At 42.5% G+C, this 25,572-nt stretch carries 22 protein-coding genes; 21 read left to right on the top strand and 1 reads right to left on the bottom strand.

Translation table 11 applies throughout. The features are described 5' to 3' along the window. Positions 1 to 3 precede the first annotated feature (3 nt). From WKT03_RS05825 to WKT03_RS05810, 4 genes are all read left to right on the top strand, one after another. Positions 4 to 1,272: a stage III sporulation protein AE gene (locus WKT03_RS05825; RefSeq protein WP_340391156.1), complete on the top strand. Its 1,269-nt coding sequence runs from the start codon at positions 4 to 6 to the stop codon at positions 1,270 to 1,272. A 103-nt stretch (positions 1,273 to 1,375) separates the two neighbouring features. After that, positions 1,376 to 1,966, top strand: coding sequence for a stage III sporulation protein AF (locus tag WKT03_RS05820; protein WP_340391155.1), 591 nt, complete (start codon positions 1,376 to 1,378; stop codon positions 1,964 to 1,966). 45 nt (positions 1,967 to 2,011) lie between these two features. Continuing rightward, the gene (locus WKT03_RS05815; protein ID WP_340391154.1) at positions 2,012 to 2,665 is read left to right on the top strand and encodes a hypothetical protein; all 654 of its coding nucleotides are present in this window, start codon (positions 2,012 to 2,014) and stop codon (positions 2,663 to 2,665) included. Positions 2,666 to 2,681: 16 nt separating this feature from the next. Then, positions 2,682 to 3,419, top strand: coding sequence for a SpoIIIAH-like family protein (locus tag WKT03_RS05810; protein WP_340391152.1), 738 nt, complete (start codon positions 2,682 to 2,684; stop codon positions 3,417 to 3,419). A 67-nt stretch (positions 3,420 to 3,486) separates the two neighbouring features. Here WKT03_RS05810 and WKT03_RS05805 read toward each other — a convergent pair whose 3' ends face one another. Beyond that, positions 3,487 to 3,636, bottom strand: a complete 150-nt coding sequence (locus tag WKT03_RS05805; RefSeq protein ID WP_340391151.1) for a hypothetical protein — start codon at positions 3,634 to 3,636, stop codon at positions 3,487 to 3,489. Positions 3,637 to 3,950: 314 nt separating this feature from the next. On the opposite strand from WKT03_RS05805, the gene WKT03_RS05800 reads away from it, so the two are divergent. The 17 genes from WKT03_RS05800 to recN all read left to right on the top strand — a co-directional run bounded on the left by WKT03_RS05800 (position 3,951) and on the right by recN (position 25,520). Beyond that, positions 3,951 to 6,008: an Ig-like domain-containing protein gene (locus tag WKT03_RS05800; RefSeq protein WP_340391149.1), complete on the top strand. Its 2,058-nt coding sequence runs from the start codon at positions 3,951 to 3,953 to the stop codon at positions 6,006 to 6,008. Between the two features lie 46 nt (positions 6,009 to 6,054). Beyond that, positions 6,055 to 8,127 (top strand): Ig-like domain-containing protein, encoded by a 2,073-nt coding sequence (locus WKT03_RS05795; RefSeq protein WP_340391146.1) that lies wholly within the window; start codon positions 6,055 to 6,057, stop codon positions 8,125 to 8,127. Positions 8,128 to 8,147: 20 nt separating this feature from the next. After that, positions 8,148 to 10,229, top strand: coding sequence for an Ig-like domain-containing protein (locus WKT03_RS05790; protein WP_340391144.1), 2,082 nt, complete (start codon positions 8,148 to 8,150; stop codon positions 10,227 to 10,229). Between the two features lie 53 nt (positions 10,230 to 10,282). Then, positions 10,283 to 12,361: an Ig-like domain-containing protein gene (locus tag WKT03_RS05785; protein ID WP_340391143.1), complete on the top strand. Its 2,079-nt coding sequence runs from the start codon at positions 10,283 to 10,285 to the stop codon at positions 12,359 to 12,361. Between the two features lie 19 nt (positions 12,362 to 12,380). Beyond that, positions 12,381 to 13,253, top strand: a complete 873-nt coding sequence (locus WKT03_RS05780; RefSeq protein WP_340391142.1) for an Ig-like domain-containing protein — start codon at positions 12,381 to 12,383, stop codon at positions 13,251 to 13,253. Then, complete coding sequence (locus WKT03_RS05775) at positions 13,250 to 14,089, top strand: cadherin repeat domain-containing protein (RefSeq protein WP_340391140.1); 840 nt, start codon at positions 13,250 to 13,252, stop codon at positions 14,087 to 14,089. Before WKT03_RS05780 ends, WKT03_RS05775 begins: the two co-directional genes overlap by 4 nt. A 12-nt stretch (positions 14,090 to 14,101) precedes the next feature. Continuing rightward, positions 14,102 to 16,153 (top strand): Ig-like domain-containing protein, encoded by a 2,052-nt coding sequence (locus WKT03_RS05770; protein ID WP_340391139.1) that lies wholly within the window; start codon positions 14,102 to 14,104, stop codon positions 16,151 to 16,153. Between the two features lie 521 nt (positions 16,154 to 16,674). Continuing rightward, a complete protein-coding gene (locus WKT03_RS05765) occupies positions 16,675 to 17,061 on the top strand; it encodes an Asp23/Gls24 family envelope stress response protein (RefSeq protein WP_008401476.1) in 387 nt (128 codons plus the stop codon). Between the two features lie 10 nt (positions 17,062 to 17,071). Continuing rightward, positions 17,072 to 17,506 carry a transcription antitermination factor NusB gene (nusB, locus tag WKT03_RS05760; RefSeq protein ID WP_021944759.1) on the top strand — a complete coding sequence of 145 codons (435 nt, stop codon included), beginning with the start codon at positions 17,072 to 17,074 and terminating at the stop codon, positions 17,504 to 17,506. Positions 17,507 to 17,514: 8 nt separating this feature from the next. Next, complete coding sequence (xseA, locus tag WKT03_RS05755; protein WP_340391137.1) at positions 17,515 to 18,720, top strand: exodeoxyribonuclease VII large subunit; 1,206 nt, start codon at positions 17,515 to 17,517, stop codon at positions 18,718 to 18,720. 2 nt (positions 18,721 to 18,722) lie between these two features. Next, positions 18,723 to 18,941, top strand: coding sequence for an exodeoxyribonuclease VII small subunit (gene xseB, locus WKT03_RS05750; RefSeq protein WP_021944757.1), 219 nt, complete (start codon positions 18,723 to 18,725; stop codon positions 18,939 to 18,941). Beyond that, positions 18,928 to 19,812 carry a polyprenyl synthetase family protein gene (locus WKT03_RS05745; RefSeq protein WP_340391135.1) on the top strand — a complete coding sequence of 295 codons (885 nt, stop codon included), beginning with the start codon at positions 18,928 to 18,930 and terminating at the stop codon, positions 19,810 to 19,812. Before xseB ends, WKT03_RS05745 begins: the two co-directional genes overlap by 14 nt. A gap of 14 nt (positions 19,813 to 19,826) precedes the next feature. Further along, positions 19,827 to 21,689: a 1-deoxy-D-xylulose-5-phosphate synthase gene (dxs, locus tag WKT03_RS05740; protein WP_340391134.1), complete on the top strand. Its 1,863-nt coding sequence runs from the start codon at positions 19,827 to 19,829 to the stop codon at positions 21,687 to 21,689. A gap of 2 nt (positions 21,690 to 21,691) precedes the next feature. Beyond that, positions 21,692 to 22,486 carry a TlyA family RNA methyltransferase gene (locus WKT03_RS05735; protein ID WP_008401483.1) on the top strand — a complete coding sequence of 265 codons (795 nt, stop codon included), beginning with the start codon at positions 21,692 to 21,694 and terminating at the stop codon, positions 22,484 to 22,486. Positions 22,487 to 22,502: 16 nt separating this feature from the next. Then, positions 22,503 to 23,351, top strand: a complete 849-nt coding sequence (locus WKT03_RS05730) for an NAD(+)/NADH kinase (protein WP_340391132.1) — start codon at positions 22,503 to 22,505, stop codon at positions 23,349 to 23,351. 1 nt (position 23,352) lies between these two features. Next, on the top strand, positions 23,353 to 23,796 hold the full coding sequence (gene argR, locus WKT03_RS05725; protein ID WP_008401485.1) for an arginine repressor: 444 nt from the start codon (positions 23,353 to 23,355) through the stop codon (positions 23,794 to 23,796). A gap of 38 nt (positions 23,797 to 23,834) precedes the next feature. Further along, the gene (gene recN, locus WKT03_RS05720) at positions 23,835 to 25,520 is read left to right on the top strand and encodes a DNA repair protein RecN (RefSeq protein WP_340391130.1); all 1,686 of its coding nucleotides are present in this window, start codon (positions 23,835 to 23,837) and stop codon (positions 25,518 to 25,520) included. The last annotated feature ends 52 nt before the right edge of the window (positions 25,521 to 25,572 follow it).

The following is a 25,572-nucleotide window of genomic DNA, read 5'->3' as shown; positions in this document are numbered from 1 at the left end:
ACTATGAGAGGACAAAAAACGAAAATGATTATAGCGGGCGTTGTGGCAGGACTGATCATAATCGCAGTAGTGTTAATTGCAGGGAAGAAGCAGAAAACGTTTGCTATGCAGGAATCGGGTAATGGAAGATCGCCCGGGTTTGTCCCGGAACTTATAAATACCGAATCGGGAGAGTTCGCTGGATATCGAAGACCGAATATGAAAATGGCAGATGTGGATACAGATATATCGGATGTGGATGAGACAGATCTGGGACTTGACGAAAACACTTTTGACGAGATGGACATGCTGACAGAAGAACAGGTAGGATTTTCCTTTCAGAAGGTCGTATCCTATATCCGAAATGGGGATCTTCAGGGGATTCTTGACTACAGTCTGGAAACCATACAGCAGACACTTACAGGAGAGATAAAAAGCAATAACCGCCTGCTCCTTCAGCTTCTTGCCGTTGTCGTTCTTGGTTCGGTGTTCACGAATCTGTCCGGAAAGTTTGGAAAGATGGTAGGTGGAAACGGATTCTTCGTCACCTATCTGATGGTGGTATCCATCCTGCTTGGAATGTTTGCGATCGTTTCCGATATAGCGGTGTCGGCAGTCTCGGATCTTACGGATCTGATGATCACCTTTATACCTGCTTATACGTTGGCTGTCTCCTATACAAATGGTGCAGGTACGGCGGAATTTACCTATCAGATCACGGTGCTGATCATTTTTCTGTGCGAGAAGGTGATCGTTCAGATCGTATTTCCGCTTGCCAAATGCAGTGGCGTGGTCGGGCTTGTGAATAAGTTAAATGCCGAGGATCATTTTTCAAGGACAGTTACGTTATTGAGGAATATTGCAGGATGGATCCTGAAAACCATGTTTGCAGTCGTAACCGGAATGAATGTGATAAAGGGAGTGATCGTTCCATCGGTGGACAAGCTGGAGAGAAATGCCGTCTTAAAAGCCTTTGGGATGCTGCCGGGTGGAAATACGGTTAAGAATGTCTCGGATATCCTGCTCGGTTCCGGGATGGTATTAAAGAATGCGATCGGGATTGCAGGTGCAGTCGTTGTACTACTAGCGGTGCTTCTGCCGGTTACCAAGATCGCAGTGATCTATCTGACTCTCCGTATCGTATCCGCATTTGTGCAGCCCTTGGGAGATAAACGGTTTTCCGACGGCATTAACATTATGGCACAGACCATCGGACTGATGCTGCGTGGCATCTGGTGTGCTTCCTTTTTATTTATCATCTCCCTCACACTCATGACGTTGCTTGCGAGGTGAAAAGCTGGTTATGCATGTGTCTGGATGGAATATTGGTAAGTCAAGTTGTCCATTCAGACACATGTATAGCCGTTTGGTGGCAATTATTGGAAAGGAGCGCTATATGTTGTTAGCCTGGATCAAAAATATCGTCCTTTTTATATTATTCTCCTCGCTGGTATTTTTCTTGCTTCCGGATGAAAAATACAGAAAATACATGCAGACAGCGGTTGGTTTTGTATTGGCGATCATTGTTCTGACACCTGTATTAAGTGCGGGTGGCTTAAATGATATTCTAAGCTTTGATTATTACTATGAATCTGTTGCAGGCGCACCGGGAAATGGCGATGTTACATATTATACAGATGTCATGGAGACGATGATTGAAGATCATTTGCGTGATGTGTTTCAGCTGGATAGCAAGGTAGTGATCACCTTTGATGAGAACTATACGATCACAGCGGTTGAGGTTGATGTTATAACCGGAGAATTAGATACAAAGAATGACATTGAAGACAATATTGTAAGTGAAAAAACAGCAGAGAAAGAGAAATCATTCGATCGCGCAGCAGATACAACAGAAAAAGAGAGAGTATCTGGCATTGCAGCAAATACAACAGTGGAGATAGAAAAGCTCCGTCAGGAGATCGCAAAAGAGTATAAGATCAGTGAGGACAGGATCAAAGTATTTGTAAATGGATATCAGGCAAAATAACATGTACTAAAAGCGGACATGTTACATATAATGGAGTGAGAGAACATGGAAGGAATATGGAATAACATCAAACAAAAGCTGCAGGAACTGAAAAAAGACAAAAATGCGGCATTTCGAAAGTGCATGGGAATTTTGCTTGCAGGTATTTGTCTGCTGGTTATTCTCTGGCCGTCTGATAAGGAAAACGGATTTTCCGGACTTGATGCTTTAACCGGAACGAAGCAGGATAAAACGTCCGGTGGAATGACCGGAAAACAACAGAACGGAGAGTATGCCTCAGACAATGGACAGGGAATTTCAGGAGAAGAATCATCGGCAAACAGCAGTTATGAAGATTATATAGCATTTCAGGAGGAGAAGCTGCGTGGGATATTGTCTCAGGTGAAGGGCGTTGGAACGGTAAGTGTCATGATCACATTAAAAGATGGCGGTGAAAAAATTATAGAAAAAGATGTGACGAAGTCCGATAGTGAGTCAGATGGCAGCAGTCAGAAGAGCAGGAGTGAGACTTCTGTTATGACAAATGCAGACAGCGGCGAATATCCCTATGTGAGCAAAACACTGGAGCCGGAGATTGAAGGCGTTCTGGTCAGTTGTACAGGTGCTTCCGATCCGACGATTGCGATAAAAATAACCGAAGCGGTGCAGGCATTATTTGATGTTCCGGCGCATAAGATAGTTGTATTAGAACAAGAATAAAGCATGGAGGATATGGATGAAGAAAAAGATCTTTAAGAAAAACCGTCTGGTGATACTTGCCCTGTCGGTTATGATCGGAGTTGCAGGCTATCTGAATTTCAATGCAGGAAAAAGAGACGACCTGTTGCGGCAAAAGGCAAAGGAGACAAATGCGGATGCCGAAGTTATCAGCTATGATAGTGAGAAAGCTGACGCTTCCGACACTTCAGAAAAAGAGCTTACAGATCAGGCAGATAAAGAAGTGATGGGAGCTGCGGATAATACAGAAGCAGGCGGAGAAGCTGCATCGGAGAATATCGATCCTACATATCTGGAACAGGCGGCTTTAGAGGAAAATGTGGAGTTAAACAGTGATGAAGAAGACATAGGAGAAGCAGTTCTTACCAGTGCACAGGCAATGAGAACGAATCTCGCAACTGCAAAACTGAACCGGGAGCAGAGCCGCGCAAGAAGCAAAGAAGCATTGCTTGCGATCATCAACGATGAAACGATGGACAGTGCAGCAAAAGACGAAGCAGTAAGCAGCTATGTTAAACTTACCGATACGATCGAGAAAGAGACAGATGCAGAAACCGTCCTGACAGCAAAAGGCTATACCGACTGCATCGTAACCGTAAATGATGATACCGTCGATGTTACACTTCCTGTTGCAAACCTGTCCGACACCGAACGGGCACAGGTGGAAGACATCGTAACCAGAAAAACCGGCTACGATGTATCCCAGCTTGTAATAACAGTTGCCGAAGATAAGTAGGAATACACCTATTGGGTCTATGACATAAATATGATGCCCTCTATAAATGACTTGCTGCGCTTTCGACTCAAAGCACAGCGGACGGCCCTATAACAAGAACCGGATACCCCATTGTAAATGACTTGCTGTGCTTTCGATTCGAAGTAAATGCCTTATTCGTAAATACTCCTGTGCCAACTCGCCTTCGGCTCAAACAGGCACCCGTATTTACCGGCAATTTACTTCTCCTGTCGAAATGCTCGCGGATGTCATGTTACAAGGGAGATCCGGTTCTTGTTATAGTGCCTGTCTGAAGATATAGAATCAGCGAATCGAAACCGCAATAAGTCATTTATAGAGGGAATTTGATTTGTATTATCCACCAACAGGCACAATGGAAAAACTGCACAAAAACAACTGGATATTTTGTATAAATAGAATGCGTTACCTTGTTTTTATGTTGGGCGTCAGATATAATGAAACTATATGTCTATATAGCAGAAAAAGACGCAGAATAACATAAAAACAAGGTATTTTTACAGGGAGGTATGAATGAAAAACGGAAGAACAACAATGATAAAAAGGTTTTTTGCCTTGGCTCTGGCATTTGCGGTAGCTGTCTCGATCCTGACAGTGCCGGTACAGGAATCGTATGCAGCCGGTGGCAAGGTAAAAACGGTGGCAGTCACAAACCTGCCGGCAAAACAACTGACACTAAAAAAAGGAAAGACATTTACCTTAAAATCAAAGGTAACCGTAACCGGAAAGGCTTCAAAGAAGGTTACATATAAGACAAGCAATAAAAAGATTGCGACGGTAAATGCAAAAGGCAAGATTACAGCGAAGAAAAAAGGAACCGCTAAGATCTATGTGATCTCAAAGGCAGATAAGAAGAAAAAATGCACGGTCACAGTGACAGTCGGTACACCGGTTACCAAGGTAAAGCTGAACAAAACCAAGTCCACGATGACAATTGGCAAAAAGCAGACCTTAAAGGCAACGGTTACACCGAAGAAAGCCAGTAGCAAGGCAGTCGTATGGAAGTCATCCAATAAGAAGGTTGCAACTGTAACCAGCAAGGGTGTTGTAAAGGCAAAGAAAGCAGGAACAGCTACGATCACAGCAACAGCAAAGGATGGCTCCGGTAAGAAAGCCACCTGTAAGATTACAGTGAAGAAAGCAGCTTCGATCATACCGATGCCAACACCGGAAGAACCGCTGATCGTTAAGAGCCTGAATATAGCACAGCCGGATCTGTTAACCGTTACATTAACAAAGCAGGCCGCACTCACGGCTTCGGACTTTCAGGTATGGGCAAAGAAATATGAAAGTGCAGACTATCTGAAACAGTATACGATCGGACAGATAACAACAACGGATTCGCTTACTTATAAGATTAAGCTTACAGGAGATTCGGTGTTACAGAAAAACTCCTATATAAAAGTAGTAGTTCCCAAATTAAATCTGTCAAGAGAATGTATCTATCGGGATGAAACTTATACGATAGAAAAATCAGAAACATATGTATACAAACTTGGAGATTCTGTTGATGAGAGTCAGACACTTGGAAAGGGCTATTCCAATTGCTCTGTCAGCGGACTGCCGGCAGGGGTTAGATATCAGATCAAGACAGCTGCTGCCACATGTACACTTAAATTTAACGGTAATGTGACAAAGAAAGGAAAATATACAAGTAAATTAGTCTATGAAGATGAACTTGGTAACAAATTCAGTATGACTATCATCTGGCTGGTTTATGATGGAACGGAACTGCTTGTAAAGGATACGGAAAAGGTTCTGACAACTGCGTGGGGAACTACGCTTCCACAGCTTGCGGTATATGGCGGAAACGGAACTTCTACAAGTGATTACACATATGAGCTTCTACAAGAAGGCAGTGACAGCGCTGCATTAGCAGTTTCTTCACTTATCAATGGTGGAGCCGGGATACAGGTATCATCCCCAAAACTGTCGGTCGGAACCTACAAGCTTCGTATCCGTGCGACAGATAAGACAGACACTTCTATGACAAGCACAGGAACTCTTACACTAAAAATTATAGAAGGTGGTTATTTACAGGGAAAAGTAAAAGATGCAAATGGCGATCCACTGACCAGTTTTCAATTCACTATGAAGAACCAAAATGAATATGCGGAGTATACGGATGAGGTAAGTGGCAGATGGAATGGTGTTGGTAAGGATGGAGCCATTTTAATGCAGGATCTGGAAGCCGGTACTTATGATGTTACGGTATCCAGTTATAGTGGAACAGTAAGTACTACTGTTTATAATCTGAAGACTCAGAAAGCGGCATATGGAACAGATGATGTGTATCCGGTCTGGTCATTTGATGTCACACTTCCCGTATATAAGGTTACTATAGAGCTGGACCCGGATGTACCGGATGCAGTGAAAAATATAACCGGTTTTGGCAATTGGCAGGATGTTTCAGACGGAAGTTATTACGGATCTAGCAAAATTGTTTATCTGGAAAATGGAACTCATCATTTAACCTGTCGAAAGAGTATAAGTGGTGAAATTTATAATTTTTATCTGGATGTGACGGTGAACGGAAGTAATACGACCGCATATGCATATGTCAAAGAATAAGGTTCGTATGAGAATAGATTAGGGAATCTACAGAAGGAGAGTATAGATGAAAGAAAGACGATATAATTTGTCTGTGAAAAGATTTCTGGCATGGGTGATAGCGATCGCAGTTGCAGTATCCATTCTTACTGTCCCACAGACAGAGAGCTATGCAGCCGGTGGTAAGATCAAAACCATAGCGGTTACGAATCTGCCGGCAAAGCAGCTTACATTGAAAAAGGGCAAAACTTTTACATTAAAGACGAAGGTAACAACGACCGGTAAGATATCAAAGAAAGTCACATTTAAAACAAGCAATAAAAAGATCGTGACTGTAAATACCAAGGGGAAGATCACAGCGAAGAAAAAAGGAACCGCCAAGATCTATGTTATTTCCAAAGCAGATAAGAAGAAAAAATGTACGATCACGGTTACGGTCGGTACCCCGGTTACCAAGGTGAAGTTAAATAAGACAAAGGCAAACTTAAATGTTGGTAAATCACTGACCTTAAAGACAACCCTTTCACCAAAGAAACCAAGCAATAAAGGAATCATTTGGAAAAGTTCAAATACCAAGGTTGCAACCGTTACAAGCAAAGGTGTCGTAAAGGCAAAGAAAGCGGGAACCGTTACGATCACAGCGACAGCAAAGGATGGTTCCGGTAAGAAAGCAGCCTGTAAGATCACTGTGAAGAAAGCGGCGGTGACTCCGGTTGTTCCGGAAGTACCGGTTGTGATCCAGAACGTGAGTATTGTGAATAAAGCAGTGCTTCAGGTGACATTAAATAAAGCAAAAGTATTACAGACATCGGATTTCGCGGTATCCAGTAAGGTATATGGATACGGAAGCTTTGTAAGAAAATGTGTGATCGATCATCTGGAAACAACAGATAACATTACATATAAGCTTTATCTGGACAAACAGGATATTTTTTATAATGGAGATATTGTTCAGGTATCTGTTCCGACATTAAACAGTACAAAAGAACTGACATATCGGACAAAGCCGACAGAGATAACAATAAGATCGGAAGTACGACGTAAGAAAGGAACAGTGGTAGGGACCAGTTCCTCAGATACTTCAGGAGTTTATGATCCGGATGTACAGGGCTATGCAGTATATACAGTAAGCAATCTTCCAACCGGTCTTTCATACAAGGTGGTAGATGACGCAGATCAATCCGGTTATCTGCAGTTTTATGGTACCCTGAAAGAGACAGGAATTTGGGAGACAAAGGTTGATGTCGTAGATGAATTTGGAAATAAGATTCATTATATCAAGGTATGGAAAGTATATGATGAAAGGACAGTCATAGCACAGGATATTACAAAATATGGATGTCTGAGTTTTCCAGCTCCAAACAAACCAAATGGAACTTATACAGTAAAGCATGGAGCACAGATAAGTCCTATTGGTGGAAATGGCAGTTACAAATATGAAGTTGTGTCAAAAGCAGATTGTCTGGATTTGGTGATGTCAACAACCGGAGTACAGTATTGTTCGATTGATACAGATCAGGCTGGTGAATATACCATGAAGATAAAGATCTCTGACAGCAGGGATGCCAGTGTTTTCACATACTGTACAGTAACCTTTGTTATAAAGCCGGGAGTCCTGCTCCAGATTACAGCTACCGATCTGGATGGGAATAAGATCAAATATACCGGTATAGATACTTATTTGTGCAGACTTAAATCCCAGTGGAAGGATAATTCATACAGTGAGATCAGCTATGCACGAGAGGTCGGGGAGATTAGCGATGGAATGGCAATATACAGCTATGTACCGGAAGGAGTCTATGATATCTCGATTGAGGATGAAAGAGGCGGAACAGGAGCCTATGCAAGTGATTATTTTGTAAGTGCAGCTACGAATGAAGTTACGTTTGCTCTTCCTGTATATCAGCAGACTGTCGTGTCGGATAATACGGATTTTGCAGATCTTAGCGAAATGGGAGAGTGGAAGGATGAGAATGGAGTTGTACAGGGAAAAGGCGGATACCTCTATCTGGCGGTTGGCAATTATACACTGACCGGTACCGCGGAGAAAGATGGGGTAACCTATCAGGCAACTCTTAAGATATCAGTTACAAATACTACACGGGCCAATATGGTAACCGCCCATGTAGTGGCTCAATAAATAAAAGGGGAGACTATTTTATGAAAAAACATACGAAAATGTCAGTATTAAAACGTATTCTGGCAATTGTGATCGCAGCAGCAGTAGCGGTTTCCATACTTACGGTTCAGGATGTGGAAGTAAGTGCGGCGACCGGTAAAGTAAGATCTGTGGCAGTCACAAATCTGCCGGCAAAACAACTGACACTTAAAAAAGGAAAGACATTTACCTTAAAATCAAAGGTAACAGTAACCGGAAAGGCTTCAAAGAAGGTTACATATAAGACAAGCAATAAAAAGATTGCGACGGTAAATGCAAAGGGCAAGATCACAGCGAAGAAAAAAGGAACCGCTAAGATCTATGTGATCTCAAAGGCAGATAAGAAGAAAAAATGCACGGTCACAGTGACAGTCGATACACCGGTTACCAAGGTAAAGCTGAACAAGACCAAGTCCACGATGACAATTGGCAAAAAGCAGACCTTAAAGGCAACGGTTACACCGAAGAAAGCCAGCAGCAAGGCAGTCGTATGGAAGTCATCCAATAAGAAGGTTGCAACTGTAACCAGCAAGGGTGTTGTAAAGGCAAAGAAAGCAGGAACCGTTACGATCACAGCAACAGCAAAGGATGGCTCCGGTAAGAAGGCATCCTGCAAGGTAACAGTGAAGAAAGCGTCTGCAGCGAAACCGGACAATCCAGTTCCAGTAACGCCGCTTGGTATCAAGAGTGTGAAGATCGTACAGGGTGATATGATGGAGGTTACCTTTACAAAGGCAACAGTACTTACGGCAGCAGATTTTAATGTGTGGGCAAAACGATATGAAAGTGCAGACTATCTGAAGAAATATACAGTGAGTCAGGTAACGACAAAGGATTCCATTACTTACAAGGTCTATATCACGGGAGATATGGTATTTGGCAAAGGGCTTTATATCAAGGTAGAGGTACCAAAGTTAAAGTTGTCAAAAGAGTGTGTGTATATGGAAGATACATACAATGTCGAAAATTCTGTAACATTATCATATAAAGTAGGAGCTACAGTAAAAGATATAAGACAGAGACTGGGAACAGGTTATGCGAATTATTCGATCAGCGGGCTTCCTGCCGGTATTCAATATGAGGTCACAACAGAGGCAACGAAACGGGTGATGGAATTTTCAGGATCACCGAGAAAGGCCGGGGTGTATGACAGCGTTCTGGTTTACGAAGATGAGATTGGCAGTAAATATCGTTTGACAATCCGTTGGATCATATATGACGAGAACAATCTGATCGTATGTGATAAAGAAGAAGGGGCAATAAATACTGATTGGAGTAGTTTATTTACACCGGTGTATGCATATGGAGGAAGCGGTTCTTATACATATGAGATCATAAGAGCAGAAAGTGACAGTGCGATCCTGGATAACTGTAAGATTACAGATGATGGAGATAAGATCAATATCAATGCAAAAGGGATTGCATCAGGGGTATATAAGATCCGTATCCGTGTCATAGATCAGAAGGATGGTACAAAGACAGGAACGGGAACACTTACTTTTACAATTGTAGATTCCTATTATATCAAGGGAATTGTAAGAGATGCGAACGGAGATCCGATAGAGCAGTACCGTTATTCAATAATTAATAAGAATAAATATGCGGAATATTCAAATACGATAAGCGGAGTAAGGTATAGCACCTATAATCTCAGTACCAAAAAATATGATGGTACGTTTTACAATGAAGGTCTGGAAAGCGGCATATATGATATCACGATATCCGATCGAAGCGGGTCTGTAAGCAAGAGTATTTATAATCTGACAGCATTACCAAGAAAGGAAGGGCAGACATCGACGGATACGGATCTGAAGATGATGTTTGATGTTACACTTCCGGTTTATAAGATCAAGATTGAGATGGACCCAAATGCGCCGGAAGAAGTACAGGGATTTACGAAATTCGCTACCTGGCACGATGTAGCCGGATCGAAATATTACAATGAAGGAACAACACAATACCTTCCAAACGGAACTTATCATCTAAGCTGTACCGGTACGGTGAATGGCACAAAATATGTCTTTTATGTGGATATAACCGTGAATGGCAGCAATAAAACAGCATATGCTTATGTAAAAGAATAAGATATGGGGATGGATGTTACATGAGTCTGAAGAAATATGGAAGGAGAGTATAAATGAAGGAAAGACGAAGAAATTCACGGGTAAGAAGAATACTTGTATGGGTGATCGCAGCAGCGGTGGCAGTATCCATTCTTACCATTCCACAGACAGAAAGTTATGCGGCAGGGGGTAAGGTAACAAAGGTAGCGGTATCCAATCTTCCGGCAAAGCAGCTGACACTGAAAAAAGGAAAAACATTTACTTTAAAGCCCAAGGTAACAGTAACCGGAAAAATTTCAAAGAAGGTTACTTATAAGACAAGCAACAAAAAGGTTGTGGCAGTGAATGCAAAAGGTAAGATCACAGCAAAGAAAAAAGGAACAGCAAAGATCTATGTGATCTCAAAGGCAGATAAGAAGAAAAAATGCACGATCACGGTAACGGTCGGAACACCGGTTACCAAGGTGAAGCTGAACAAGACGAAATCAACAATGACAGTCGGAAAAAAGCAGACCTTAAAGGCAACGGTCACACCGAAGAAAGCAAGCAGCAGGGCAGTCGTATGGAAGTCATCCAATAAGAAGGTTGCAACGGTTACAAGCAAAGGTGTTGTAAAAGCAAAGAAAGCCGGAACGGTTACGATCACTGCGACGGCAAAGGATGGCTCCGGTAAGAAAGCAGCCTGCAAGATCACAGTAAAGAAGAAAACGACAGTAAAACCTGCAGATCCGGAACCAACAGCACCGACTGTGATCAAGAGTCTGACGATCCTTGGAAATGCAGATATTCAGGTGGTACTTAGTGCCAAACAGGCATTAAAAGCATCGGATTTTACAGTTTCCAGTAAAGTGAATGGATATGGTAAATATGTAAGAAAATGCGTACTTGACAGTGTGACAACAACAGATCAGATCACATATCGGATTCATTTGAACAGACAGGATGTGCTCTTTAACAGTAATATGGTTCAGGTATCTGTTCCAAAATTGAAGACCAGTAAAGAAGCGGTATATCGAAAAGCTGCCAGTACAATAACGACCAGCGAAGTAAAGATATTTGCAAAGGGTGACGGATTCAACACAAAGAAGGATGTAACCTATTATAAACCGGATATATCAGGACTTGCTGTTTTTACAGTTGGAGAACTGCCGCCGGGCGTTTCTTATAAAGAGGTACAGACAGGCAGTAATTCAAATTATCTTGAATTTACAGGCGTACTTACTGCGAGCGGGATCTATACAACAAAGATCGATGTAGTAGATGAACTTGGAAATAAGATACATCATACGATCACCTGGAAGGTATGGGATGATCAGACAATCGTTGCAGAAGATATTATACAATATGGGAATTTAAAGAATCCGGATGCAGCCGCCGGTAAACCGGATGGTGCGTATACATCCAAAGAAGATGCGCAGATTCTGCCACGAGGCGGAAGCAGTACTTACACATATGAAGTTGTTTCGAAGGCAGACTGCATGGAACTGACACCGGATGGATTTTATGCTTATGGTACGATAGATACCAGGCAGGCGGGAACTTATTCTATGAAAGTAAAGATCACAGACAAGAAAGATTCCTCTATTTTTACATACTGTACAGTGACATTTGTCATTACAAAGGGAATTCGTGTGAAAGGAACATTTGTGGATCTGGATGGTCATAAGATCAAGAATACAGTTTCAGATACCTTTTTGTGTTATATCAAGTCCAGGTGGACGGATCGGGCATACTCCATTGATCTGAAAAAAGAGATTGGAAAGTACAATAGTAGTACCGGAACGGTATATTTTGATGTCCCGGAAGGCAATTACGACATAAGAGTGGTAAATAAGGCCGGAGGGGTAGAAAAATATCTTGAAAATTATACAGTAAGTGCATCAACAAGCAATAATTACCAGATCGTGCTTCCGTTATATCAGATCACGGTTGCATCAGATAATACAGCATTAAGTGCTTCATCTTTTGGAGAATGGGAAGAAGCAGATGGTACTTTGAGAGGAAAAGGTGAGTATCTGTATCTTCCGGTTGGAAGTTATACACTGACCAGTACAGCAGAGAAAAATGGGGTAACCTATCAGGCAACACTCAAGATATCAGTTACGAATACTACACGGTCTGCAACAGTGACCGCACATGTAGTGGCACAGTAAATTAAAGGGAGGACATTTTATGAAAAAACACGCAAGAATGTCAGTGTTAAAACGCATTCTGGCAGTTGTGATCGCAGCAGCAGTAGCAGTGTCCATACTTACGGTTCCGGATACGGAAGTAAGTGCGGCAACCGGTAAAGTAAAATCTGTAGCGGTTACCAACCTGCCGGCAAAACAACTGACACTCAAAAAAGGAAAAACATTTACCTTGAAATCAAAGGTAACCGTAACAGGAAAAGCTTCAAAGAAGGTTACCTATAAGACAAGCAATAAAAAGATTGCAACGGTAAATGCAAAGGGTAAGATCACAGCGAAAAAAAAAGGAACCGCTAAGATCTATGTGATCTCAAAGGCAAATAAAAAGAAAAAATGCACGATCACAGTAACCGTCGGTACACCGGTTACTAAGGTAAAGCTGAATAAGACCAAGTCTACAATGGCAGTCGGCAAAAAGCAGACCTTAAAGGCAACGGTTACACCGAAGAAAGCCAGCAGCAAGGCAGTCGTATGGAAGTCATCCAATAAGAAGGTTGCAACTGTAACCAGCAAGGGTGTTGTAAAGGCAAAGAAAGCAGGAACCGTCACGATTACGGCAACAGCAAAGGATGGCTCCGGAAAGAAGGCCGCCTGCAAGGTAACAGTAAAGAAAGCATCTGCAGCAAAGCCGGTTGCTCCAACTCCGGCTGCACCGGACTATGCGATCAAAAGTATGAAGGTAGTTGGAGTGGAGAGCATAGAAATCACTCTTTCCAAGGCAGTCGTACTCACAAAGGCAGACTTTGAGATCTTTGCGAAGCAGTATTCATATGGTACCTATAAGAAACCGTATCAGGTAGTTCAGGCAGAAACCAAGGATCACCGACAGAAGCAGGTGAGATTCAGAGCCTGTTGACCTGTGAGGACGAACTGGGAAATAAATATCAGACGACCATTATCTGGATAATCTATGATGAAAACCAGTTGTATTCACGTAGTACGACATGTCAGTATTTTTCACGGGAGAATGGCGTCTATCATAAGCCATATGATGTATACGGTGGAAGTGGGCAGTATACATATGAATTAGTCGGGGGTGATTATGAACTTTTCCAGGCGACAATCTGGACATCAGGCTATATGAGTGTATCATTTGAAAATGTAGATGCAGGCGAATATCAGATTCAGGTTAAGGCAACAGATAAGAATAACCCGGCCCTATATACGGTTGCGACAATTACATATACCATTATTGATGGAGCACATATCAGTGCGATTGTCCGGGATGCAAATGGTGATCCGATCCGAAGAGGAACTTATTCCTTTCATGGATATTCGGATGATCCATCACAGGAATTGAGTTCTACCAGTGGTTCAATACAAGATGGTACAATGTCTTATACCATTATTCCGGGAAATTATAATATTACCTTTTATAATGCAAGTCATACAGCAAAGTATACGTTTTACAATCAGAAATGTCCGGTGAATTCCGGTGATGAGCCGATGACTTTTGATGTGACACTTCCGGTCTATCCGGTAACGATCGTTCCGGATCCGGAAAAGAGTACAGCCACATCATTTGGATATTGGGTAGATGTGAATGGTGCAAATGCGTATGGATATGAATCAGGAGATACGCTCTATCTTCCAAATGGTACTTATTATATTAAGACGGAAGATGGTAAAAGTTATGCCAGATTTACTGTGAACGGCAAGAGTCTGACAGTAAAGGCATATGATCGTCAGTAAGGAGGACAGGATATGAATCGAATACATAATATGAGCTATGCCAAACGGATCCTTGCATGGGTGCTTGCTGTAACAGTCGTACTATCTATCCTTACTATTCCACAGGGAGAGAGCTATGCTGCTGCAGGAACGGTGAAGTCAGTTGCTGTAACAAATCTTCCGGCAAAGCAGTTGACACTGAAAAAAGGAAAAACATTTACTTTAAAAACAAAGGTAACGGTATCCGGTAAGGCGTCCAAGAAGGTTACTTATAAGACAAGCAATAAAAAGATCGTGACAGTAAATGCAAAGGGTAAGATCACAGCAAAGAAAAAGGGAACAGCAAAGATTTATGTGATCTCAAAGGCAAATAAAAAGAAAAAATGCACGATCACAGTGACCGTCGGGACACCGGTTACCAAGGTAAAGCTGAATAAGACAAAATCAACCATGACAGTTGGTAAGAAGCAGACCTTAAAGGCAACGGTTACACCGAAGAAAGCCAGCAATAAGGCAGTTGTATGGAAGTCATCCAACACAAAGGTTGCAACAGTATCAGGCAAAGGCGTTGTAAAGGCAAAGAAAGCCGGAACCGTTACGATCACAGCAACCGCAAAGGATGGTTCCGGTAAGAAAGCCACCTGTAAGATTACAGTAAAGAACAAGGTAAAGCCGGCTCCGGCACCTGTAACTGTAAAAAGTGTGAAGGCGATTGGAATGATGCAGGTTCAGGTAGAATTAACAGGTGCCAAGGAATTAAGCAGTTCGGATTTTAAAATCTATAAAAGAAAGTACTCCTTTGGCAGTTATAAGAAAGAATGTAATATTGATTCGGTTAAGACCTCCGATAAGATAACATACAAGATAACACTGGATACTTTAGATGCGCTTGTAACAGGAGATATGGTACAGGTTGTGATTGCCAAAATGAATTATAAGGGAGAGGCTGCATATAAGGGAATCATAAGAGAGCAGACGACAAAGTCCGAGATCATAAAAAGTGTTGGATATAGTATCAATCACTATTCCGATGAAAAATATTATGAACCGGGACTGGTCGGGCTGTGTTCGTTTAAGATAACAGGAGAGCTTCCTCCGGGAATTACATATAAGATAATAAAAGACGATGATATGTTTAATGGTATAACCGATTGTCTGGAGTTTTCAGGAAGTTTTACAAAAGGCGGAATTTATACCACGAAAATTGAGGTAGAAGACGAGATCGGTAATAAGGTCCATCATACGATCACATGGAAGATAGCCGATGAGAACCGGTTAATGGCAGCAGATATTGTGCAATATGATTATCTGCGGCAGGAAAAAGGAGAAACAAAGAAATCATGCCATGTTGATCTGGATGCCTCAGTTTATGGCGGAAACGGAAGTGTGGAATATGAGATACTTAAGTGTTCAAATGAAATAAGTTACAGCAAAAGTGCATTTGGACTTAACTGCATTCTGGATACAGAAAAAACAGGCACCTATACACTGAAAGCCAAAGTAACAGATACTCAGGATGCTTCCATAACAACGATTTTATCAGTTACAATAATTGTGAAGGATAGTGTAGCATTTAAGGGCTGTGTGTATGATCTGGACGGACACAAGATTACATCAACGGTCGCGGATGTGGCTGCACCATACTATATATCTTTATATGCAAAAGAAAAAGATACGTTGTGTGATGCGTCAGAATTTAATGATCCGGAATCAGATGGATCATTTCAGATTTTTGTTCCGGACGGAACCTATGATGTCTTTGTAGCAAGCGAGGCACAAGATATAGGAACCTGGGTATGCGACAGCAAGGTAACCGCATCTACCCCATATCAGAAAATCGTACTTCCGGTATATCAGATCACGATCGGATCGGACAATCCGGCAATCGACATTCGTAATTTTACAAAATGGAGATCCAATGAGAGAAAAACAATATATGGAAACGTAATATATCTTACAGCCGGAACCCATATCTGGACAAGCACCGCCACTATAGATGGCGTAGAATATACTGCTACATTAAACGTAACAGTAACAGATAAAACACGATCCACAACCGTAAAGGCACATGTAGTGGCGAAGTAAAATAAAAGAATACTAATCGTAAAAGATTATAATTATGAGACGGATACCTGTTATAATGATTTGATCCACATATCACATTATGATAGGTATTCGTTTTTTTATGTGAAAAATTGTATTTTTGTCAAAACTGTAAACACAGTAATGTGTATATATTTTATTTATATTATATGAAAATATAAATAAACAACATTAACAATGCAAATACTATGCTGGAAACTATAAATTAGTATAAAGTCATAAGATATTCAAAGAATATGAACAAATTCAGAATTAGCTATTCTACAAAGGTGAATGAATATGCAGGTATGATCTGTCTGGCTGGTGCTTGTATCCTATAACAACATTAGCGAAGCTTCCGTTATGAAGTGCACATTGTCAGCACATACGGGTGCATATACCTCACAAAACCAGTGGCTAATTCTGAATTATCCCCGCCAATTCCGGGTGTTGAATGTTTTTTATAATTGCGGTATAATATTGAATCAATATGTACAAATACAGGAAGTCTGGAGGTATACAGAATGAGTGAAGAGAATACAAGCACGTATGAAAATATAGAAGAAGAAAATTCCATCGGCCATGTACAGATCGCAGGCGAGGTAATCGCGATCATTGCAGGTCTGGCAGCAACCGAGGTAGACGGCGTATCAAGACTTGCCGGCTCGCTATCAAATGAACTCGCAAGCCGTCTAGGCAAGAAGAATCCGGCAAAGGGCGTGAAAGTAGAGTTACTGCCGGGCGAAGTAAAAGTAGATCTTGCGATCGATGTATTATATGAATACAGCATTCCAACTGTGACAACACAGGTTCAGGATAAAGTAAAGCAGGCGATCGAGACTATGACAGGTCTTAATGTAACCAAGGTAAATATACGTGTAGCCGGCGTTCGCATGGCAGACGCAAACTAGAGAGGAACATATGACAAGACGAGAGATAAGAGAAACCGTATTTAAAATTTTATTCAGTCTGGAATTCAATGACATTTCAGAGATCAGAGAAGAAGCAGAACTCGAACTGGAGCATGCCAGCCTTTATGATGAAGACGATAACAAGATGGATGCAGTAGCCATGACAGAGGAAGAAAAAGCCTATGTTATAGATCGAGTAGAGGCAGTCGTAGCCCATATTACAGAGATCGATGAAACGATCAGTGGTATTTCACAGGGATGGAAGCTTGGCAGAATCGGAAAAGCGGAGCTTGCGATTCTCAGACTGGCTGTATACGAGATCAAATTTGATGAAGATATTCCTGTAAAGGTAGCGATCAATGAAGCAGTAGAGCTTGCAAAGACATACTGCGATGTAGAAGCAAAGAGCTTCATTAATGCACTTCTTGCAAAGCTTGCAGATTAGGTGAGAATATGGCAAAGAAAAGCTATACCGTCGGACAGGTAAATGGATATATCAAGAATCTGATCAGCAGTGATTATCTGCTTGGTGATATTTATGTGAAGGGAGAAGTCTCTAACTGCAAATATCACAGTTCCGGGCATATCTATTTTTCATTGAAGGATGAGACCGGTTCGATCATGGCTGTTATGTTTAAAAGTTATGCATATTCCGGTCTTGATTTCAAACTGGAAAACGGGCAGCAGGTAGTCTGCCACGGAAGTGTGAATATCTACGAACGGGATGGCAGATATCAGTTATATGTAAAAGAGATCAAGCTGGATGGGATTGGAAATCTCTATGAGCGGTATGAACAGTTGAAACAGAAGCTGTATGAACAGGGACTGTTTGAATTTGATATCAAGAAGCCGATACCGGCATATCCGAAGCGGGTAGGCATCGTGACAGCACAGACAGGTGCGGCGATCCAGGATATCAGAAACATCGCAAAGAGAAGAAATCCATATGTCCAGCTTATCCTGTATCCGGCAAAGGTACAGGGAGATGGGGCAGCAGAAGATATTGCGCATGGAATCGAAGTGTTGGATAACATGGGCGTAGATACGATCATTATCGGTCGTGGCGGCGGCTCGATCGAAGACCTCTGGGCGTTTAATGAGGAGGTCGTTGCATGGGCAATCTACCATGCAACGACGCCGATCATTTCCGGTACAGGTCATGAGATTGATAATACGATCGCAGATTATGCGGCCGATCTTCGAGCACCGACACCATCAGCCGCCTGTGAGCAGGCAATCCCGGATGTGATGTCTACAGTCCATCAGGTCACAAATCAGGGCAGACAGATGGATTATCTGATGAAACGGAGACTTGCAGCATATCAGGAGAAGCTGCAGGCTGCAGAAAGGCATCTTCGTATCCTGAATCCGAAGCAGAGGCTTGCACAGCAGCAGATTTATCTGGATGATCTGTCAGATCGTTTAAACCGTGCTATGAAGAACAAATACGACAGATACGAACATCGGGTGATGCTTCTTGCAGAACGTCTGCATGGTCTGTCACCATCGGCGAAGCTTATAAATGGATTTGGATATATCGAAAAGACCGGAACGCCGGTAACGACGATAAAAGAGATAGAAAAAGATGACCACATTACCATCCGTGTTCATGATGGTCTGATCGAGACAAGAGTAACGGATGTGAAAGAGGAAGATTAGAAATGGCAGAGAAGATGGAAAAGGAGGATTTCTCGATCGAGGAATCCCTGAAGAAAATAGAAGCGATCACGGCTGTCTTAGAGAATCCTGCGACATCGTTAAAGGACAGTCTGGCAGCCTATGCTGAGGGCGTACAGCTTGTTCAGGCATGTAAGGATGATCTGTGTGATGTAGAAAAAGAAATGATCGTATTAAGTGGAGAGAACAGTGGAAAAGAATAAATTAGAACTTCGTACAAAAGAAGTACAGGATATTATATACACATATGCACCGACAGAAGAAGGGTTTCAGAAAACTATCTTTACGGCAATGAACTATTCCTTTCAGGCAGGAGGAAAGAGACTCCGTCCGTTATTAATGCAGGAAACCTACCGTTTATTTGGCGGAACAGGAAAAGTTGTAGAGCCTTTCATGGCAGCAATCGAGATGATACATACCTATTCCCTGATCCATGATGATCTGCCGGCATTGGATAATGATGAGTACCGCAGAGGCAGAAAGACTTCTCATGTGGTATTTGGTGAGGCAATGGCGATCCTTGCAGGAGATGCCCTTTTAAATTATGCATTTGAAACAGCCTGTAAGGCATTTGAACTGGAACCGGGGAATCAGACTGTTGCCAGGGCATTCATGATCCTTGCAAAAAAAGCAGGTGTAAACGGAATGATCGGTGGCCAGGTTGTAGATGTAGAGATGACAGGGAAACAGATGAGTGGTGATCAGCTTCATTTTGTGTATGAGAATAAGACCGGTGCGTTGATCGAAGCATCCATGATGATCGGTGCAGTTCTTGCCGGAGCAACGGAAGACGAATTGAAGCAGGTTGAGATGATCGCATCGGATATCGGACTGGCATTCCAAATCCAGGATGATCTTCTGGATATTCTGGGTGACAGCGCAGTGCTTGGAAAACCTGTCTGCTCAGATGAAGAAAATGGTAAAGTAACTTATGTCACGGTCCACGGACTTGAGGAGTCCAAGAAGGATGTCGCGGAGATATCCAGGCGTGCGGTTACAAGACTGGATCAGCTTCCGTATAAGAATGAATTTCTGGATGAATTGATTCTGGAACTGATCAACAGAAATAAATAACAGAGATGAAAGATATGAGTATACTGGATCGAATACAAGAACCAAATGACATAAAGAAAATAGATGAGAAAGATCTGCCGGAGCTGGCACAGGATATCCGAGAGTTTCTGATTGCAAATGTCAGCGAGACGGGTGGGCATCTGGCGTCAAACCTTGGGTGCGTGGAACTTACGATCGCACTTCACCGTGCGATGGATTTCCCGGCTGATAAGCTGGTATGGGATGTAGGACATCAGTCCTATGTGCATAAGATCCTGACCGGACGAAAAGATCAGATGACAACGTTACGGAAGTTTGGCGGTTTAAGCGGATTTCCCAAGACCAGTGAGAGTGATTGTGATGCTTTTAATACAGGACACAGTTCGACTGCGATGTCAGCAGCACTTGGTATGGCATGCGCAAGAGGGATCAAAGGAACACAGGAGAAGATCGCAGCCGTTGTTGGTGACGGTTCTTTCACCGGTGGTATGGTTTATGAAGCGCTAAATAACATGGCAGAGGTCAAGACCGGATGTCTGGTCGTGCTGAATGACAATGAGATGTCGATCGACCACAATGTAGGTGGAATGTCAAGCTACCTGAGTAAGCTTCGTGTCGGTCAGCCATATAATGATCTGAAAAATGGAATCGAGAAAGCACTGATGCATATACCGGTAGCAGGTGAGAAGCTTGCGAAAGGATTGAAGCGGTCAAAGGACTCTTTAAAGCAGATATTCGTTCCCGGAATGTTCTTTGAAGAAATGGGTGTTACTTATATCGGACCGATCGATGGTCATAATATACGCATGATGGAAGAAACCTTCCGGCGTGCATTTAAGTTAAATAAACCGATTCTGGTTCATGTGAAAACGATCAAAGGAAAAGGGTATAAATATGCGGAGAAGCATCCATGCTATTTCCATGGGATCAGTTCTTTTGATGTTGCAACCGGAAAAGTGAAAAATGTAGAAAAAGGTTTATCTTATACTGCTGTATTTGCGAGAAAACTGATAGAACTTGGAACAGAAAATAATCGAATCGTTGCGATCACGGCAGCAATGAGCAAGGGAACCGGAGTCAATAAATTTGCAGAGAGATTCCCGGATCGAACCTTTGATGTGGGAATCGCAGAAGAACATGCGGTCACATTTGCGGCAGGACTTGCTGCGGAAGGTATGATCCCTGTGGTAGCAGTGTATTCTTCCTTCTTACAGCGGGCTTACGATCAGATTCTGCACGATGTCTGTATGCAGGACCTGCATGTGATATTTGCAATCGACCGGTCAGGGCTGGTCGGGGCAGATGGTGAGACACATCAGGGAATCTTTGATACGGCATTTTTATCGCATATTCCGAATCTGGTCATTATGGCTCCGAAGAACCGCTATGAGCTCACTAGAGCGATGGAATGGGCAGTAGCCTATGACGGACCGGTAGCGATCAAATACGCCAGAGGACAGGCATATTATGGCTTAAAAGATTATAATGAGCCGGTTGAATACGGAAAGAGTGAGATCCTTCGTGAGGGAAGTGAGATCGCGTTAGTAGCGGTTGGAAATATGGTGGAAGAAACCGAGAAATTGTATAATCGGTTCTTACAGGAAGGCAGACAGGTGACCTTTGTCAATGCAAGGTTTATCAAGCCGTTAGACAAAGCAATGATCGATCATTTGGCAGAGTCACATAAGCTGATCGTGACGATCGAGGAAGGTATCCTGCATGGCGGTTATGGTGCTCTGGTTGAGGAATATCTGGAATCAAAGGCAAGTGATGTGAAGGTGCTTCCGATCGCAATCGAAGATACCTTTGTCCGTCACGGAAGCATAGAAGAACTGAGAAAGATGCTAAAGATAGATGCTGAATCCATATATGACCGGATTCAGGATATGATGGAGTAGAGATGAAAGAACGACTGGATGTAATGATGGTAAATCGTGGGCTTGCAGAGTCCAGAGAAAAAGCAAAGGCGATCATCATGTCGGGCATTGTCTATGTGGATAACATAAAGGAAGACAAGGCCGGATCGACATTTGATGAGAAAGCACAGATAGAAGTAAGAGGAAATACATTAAAATATGTGAGCCGCGGCGGTTTAAAGCTTGAAAAGGCAATGGACTGCTTCGGAGTAAGTCTTGCGGGAAAAGTGGCAATGGATGTCGGGTCTTCAACCGGTGGATTTACAGATTGTATGCTGCAAAATGGTGCGGTCAAGGTATATTCGGTGGATGTCGGACACGGACAGCTTGCATGGAAGCTTCGAAACGATGAGCGGGTTGTCTGTATGGAGAAAACAAATATTCGTTATGTGACACCGGATGATATCGAAGACAGGATTGAATTTGCATCGATCGACGTATCCTTTATCTCCTTGACAAAGGTACTTCCTCCGGTAAAAGAGCTGTTGACAGATGACGGAGAGATCGTGTGTCTGATCAAGCCGCAGTTTGAAGCCGGCAGAGAAAAGGTCGGTAAAAAAGGCGTTGTCAGAGATCAGAAGGTGCATGTGGAAGTGGTTGAAATGATCGTTGATTTTGCACGACAGATCGGATTTAAAACACTTGACTTAAGCTATTCACCGATCAAGGGACCGGAAGGAAATATCGAGTATCTTTTGTACATAACAAAGGATCAGACAAAGGAAAATAAAGAATTTGATATAAAGGCTATGGTGGAAGAGTCACACAGAAGCCTGTAAGAGGAGTAAAGATCCGATGAATCGTTTTATGATCGTGGTGAATCCCGATAAGGACACCGATTCGACAGTTACAAACAGAATACAGAGTTACTTGGAAGCACATGGAGCAGTCTGTATGGTGCGGGATGTATTCCATCTGGAGTTTTCGGACTGGGAAGCTTTAAAGAAAGAGCAGTTTGACTGTGTACTGGTTCTTGGTGGTGATGGAACGCTTTTGCGCATGGCAGGTGAGACAGAAGATATTGATATACCGTTATTTGGGATCAATCTGGGTACGGTAGGCTTTCTGACAGAAGGGGAAGTTGCAAATATCGAAGAGATACTGGATCGGCTGCTGACGGATGATTTTACGATCGAAGAACGAATGATGGTCACAGGTACGGTTACGAAAGCGGATGGCACAACGTATCGCAAGAGTGCTTTAAATGATATCGTGATCAGCCGGGCAGGATTTTCCAGACTGATCGGACTTAATGTGTCTGTTGATGGACAGGTGCTTGATACATATGAGGCAGATGGTGTTGTGATATCGACACCGACAGGCTCAACCGGCTATAATCTGTCAGCGGGAGGGCCAATCGTCAGCCCGGATGCAGAGCTATTAGTGATCACGCCGGTATCACCACATTCATTGACTGCAAAGAGTATCGTATTATCTGGTAAAGAGGAGATTACGATAGAGATCACCAAGAAGCGTAAGACACAGGATACAGAGGCGATCTGTTCCTTTGATGGTGGTAATGATGTGGAATTATCTGTTGGTGACCGGGTAGATATCCGCAAGGCGGAGAAGATCACCAGACTGATCAAAGCAAGTAATGTGAATTTTTATGAGATACTTAGAAATAAATTAGGAGGAAACTGAGATGAAATATCAAAGACAGGCAAAGATACTGGAGCTTGTTGAAAAATATGATATTGAAACACAGGATGATCTTCTGGAGAAACTGAAGGAAGAGGGATTTCAGGCAACACAGGCAACTGTTTCCAGAGATATTCGGGAAATGAATCTGACCAAGGTATCCGTACCGGGAGCCAGACAGAAGTACGCCGTTGAGAAGAACAATCGTTATGAGACGCTGGATTCCTATAAGAAGGTTCTGAGCACAGGAATTATTTCTGTAGATGCAGCAGAGAACCTGATCGTGATCAAGACAATCTCCGGTGTTGCCATGGCTGTAGCGGCAGCGCTGGATCATATGGATATTGATGGGCTGATGGGCTGTATCGCGGGAGATGATACGATCTTCCTTGCTGTGAAGGATAAGAGCCTGACGATGTCGATCAAGGCGCAGATTGAAAAGATGTAAATTCTGTTATTTTGTGCATGGAATACACAGGAGGACATATGCTTTTAAATGTACACATAAAAAATATTGCATTGATTGAAGATGCAAATATCAATTTTACAGATGGACTGAATATCTTAACCGGTGAGACCGGTGCAGGTAAGTCTATTATTATGGGAGCTTTAAAGATTGGTATGGGAGGCAAGCTCCCAAAAGATATGCTGAGAGATCCGGAAAAAGAAGGCTTCTGTCAGTTATTATTTTTTATTGATGATGAATCATTGTTTGAGCAGCTGCAGGAGCTTGACGTTACACCATCAGAGGATGGAGAGATCATCATAACCAGACGAATAGTAAATGGCAGAACCATGAATACTATTAATGACCGGACAGTAACAGCAGCAAAGTTAAAAGATGTTTCGGCACTTCTTGTGGATATGCATGCACAGCATGAGCAGCAGATCCTGTTGAAGAAGGCAGAGCATTTGAATATTCTGGATAAATTTGCAAAAAGACCGCTTGCATCATTAAAACAGAAATATGAAGACTGCTATAAAACATTTGAAGATCTTCGAAAAGAACTGGAAGAAGGACAGATGGATGAGGGCGAGCGGAAACGGAAGCTGGAATATATCCAGTTTGAAGCAGGAGAGATTGAAGGTGCCAGGCTGGTTCCGGGAGAAGATGAAGAACTGGAAAAACAGTATCGTAAGATGGTGAATGCCAAGGATATCGTGGAAGCAGTTTCTGAGGTTTATTCGATCACAGGGTATAATCGGAACGCATCTGCCGGAAATGAGATCGGACGTGCGCTTGCAAGCTTAAAAGCGGTAAAAGGTCTGGACGAGGAGATGGAGAGCATCTTCAGTGAGCTTACCAATATTGATTCGTTGTTAAATGATTTTAATGTATCGGTCAGTGATTATATGCAGAGTATGGAATTCGATGAGTCTGAATTCCATGAGGTTGAAGACCGGCTGAATACCATTAATAATTTAAAAGGGAAATATGGAAGAACCCTAGATGATGTACTTGCTTATCTGGAGCAGCTGAAGCAGGATGAAGCAAAGCTTGTGCAGTATGAGGAATATGCGGAAGAATTGCAGCAGAAAGTGAAAACAGCAAAAAAAGAACTGGATCAGGCAGCGGAAGCTTTAAGTGCAGAACGAAAGATTCAGGCAAAAGAATTATGTAAGCGGGTATCAGAGGCACTGGAGGATCTGAGTTTTAATCAGATCCGGTTCGATATGCATTTTGATCGTCTGACACATCCGGGAACTTCCGGTATCGACGACTGTTACTTTGTTGTATCGACAAATGTCGGAGAAAAGGAACGTCCGCTTTATGAGGTTGCATCCGGCGGTGAGCTTTCGAGGATCATGCTTGCGATCAAATCCTGCATGGCATCGGAAGACAACATTGATACTCTGATATTTGATGAGATTGATGTTGGTATCAGCGGCAGAGCAGCATCAAGTGTGGCAGCAAAGCTTGCGGTTATATCAAAAGCGCATCAGGTGATCAGTATTACGCATCTGCCACAGATTGCAGCAATGGCGGACAGCCATTACAGAATTGAAAAAGTGGTAAAGGATGGCAAGACGATCACGCAGATCTCCAAGTTAGACCGGGAAGAATCTGTGCTTGAGATTGCCAGACTGCTTGGCGGTGCAGAGATCACAAATGCCGCGGTTGAAAATGCCAGGGATATGAAAGAACTGGCAGACAAAGCAAAAATACACTAATTAAAAACAGAACAAAAAAACCAATACTAAGAGTAGCAATAAAACAATTGCT

Source organism: Coprococcus sp. HCN-4056 (genome assembly GCF_037892645.1).
GTDB classification, from domain to species: Bacteria; Bacillota; Clostridia; order Lachnospirales; family Lachnospiraceae; genus Coprococcus; species Coprococcus ammoniilyticus.
This window is presented reverse-complemented; position numbering and strand designations above follow the sequence as displayed.

Coding starts and splice junctions, on each gene's coding strand:
- WKT03_RS05770 (WP_340391139.1), top strand. CDS start 14,102: ATGAATCGAATACATAATATGAGCTATGCCAAACGGATCCTTGCATGG.
- xseB (WP_021944757.1), top strand. CDS start 18,723: ATGGCAGAGAAGATGGAAAAGGAGGATTTCTCGATCGAGGAATCCCTG.
- argR (WP_008401485.1), top strand. CDS start 23,353: ATGAAATATCAAAGACAGGCAAAGATACTGGAGCTTGTTGAAAAATAT.
- dxs (WP_340391134.1), top strand. CDS start 19,827: ATGAGTATACTGGATCGAATACAAGAACCAAATGACATAAAGAAAATA.
- WKT03_RS05730 (WP_340391132.1), top strand. CDS start 22,503: ATGAATCGTTTTATGATCGTGGTGAATCCCGATAAGGACACCGATTCG.
- WKT03_RS05795 (WP_340391146.1), top strand. CDS start 6,055: ATGAAAGAAAGACGATATAATTTGTCTGTGAAAAGATTTCTGGCATGG.
- WKT03_RS05810 (WP_340391152.1), top strand. CDS start 2,682: ATGAAGAAAAAGATCTTTAAGAAAAACCGTCTGGTGATACTTGCCCTG.
- WKT03_RS05800 (WP_340391149.1), top strand. CDS start 3,951: ATGAAAAACGGAAGAACAACAATGATAAAAAGGTTTTTTGCCTTGGCT.
- recN (WP_340391130.1), top strand. CDS start 23,835: ATGCTTTTAAATGTACACATAAAAAATATTGCATTGATTGAAGATGCA.
- WKT03_RS05780 (WP_340391142.1), top strand. CDS start 12,381: ATGAAAAAACACGCAAGAATGTCAGTGTTAAAACGCATTCTGGCAGTT.
- WKT03_RS05765 (WP_008401476.1), top strand. CDS start 16,675: ATGAGTGAAGAGAATACAAGCACGTATGAAAATATAGAAGAAGAAAAT.
- WKT03_RS05735 (WP_008401483.1), top strand. CDS start 21,692: ATGAAAGAACGACTGGATGTAATGATGGTAAATCGTGGGCTTGCAGAG.
- nusB (WP_021944759.1), top strand. CDS start 17,072: ATGACAAGACGAGAGATAAGAGAAACCGTATTTAAAATTTTATTCAGT.
- WKT03_RS05815 (WP_340391154.1), top strand. CDS start 2,012: ATGGAAGGAATATGGAATAACATCAAACAAAAGCTGCAGGAACTGAAA.
- xseA (WP_340391137.1), top strand. CDS start 17,515: ATGGCAAAGAAAAGCTATACCGTCGGACAGGTAAATGGATATATCAAG.
- WKT03_RS05785 (WP_340391143.1), top strand. CDS start 10,283: ATGAAGGAAAGACGAAGAAATTCACGGGTAAGAAGAATACTTGTATGG.
- WKT03_RS05825 (WP_340391156.1), top strand. CDS start 4: ATGAGAGGACAAAAAACGAAAATGATTATAGCGGGCGTTGTGGCAGGA.
- WKT03_RS05790 (WP_340391144.1), top strand. CDS start 8,148: ATGAAAAAACATACGAAAATGTCAGTATTAAAACGTATTCTGGCAATT.
- WKT03_RS05820 (WP_340391155.1), top strand. CDS start 1,376: ATGTTGTTAGCCTGGATCAAAAATATCGTCCTTTTTATATTATTCTCC.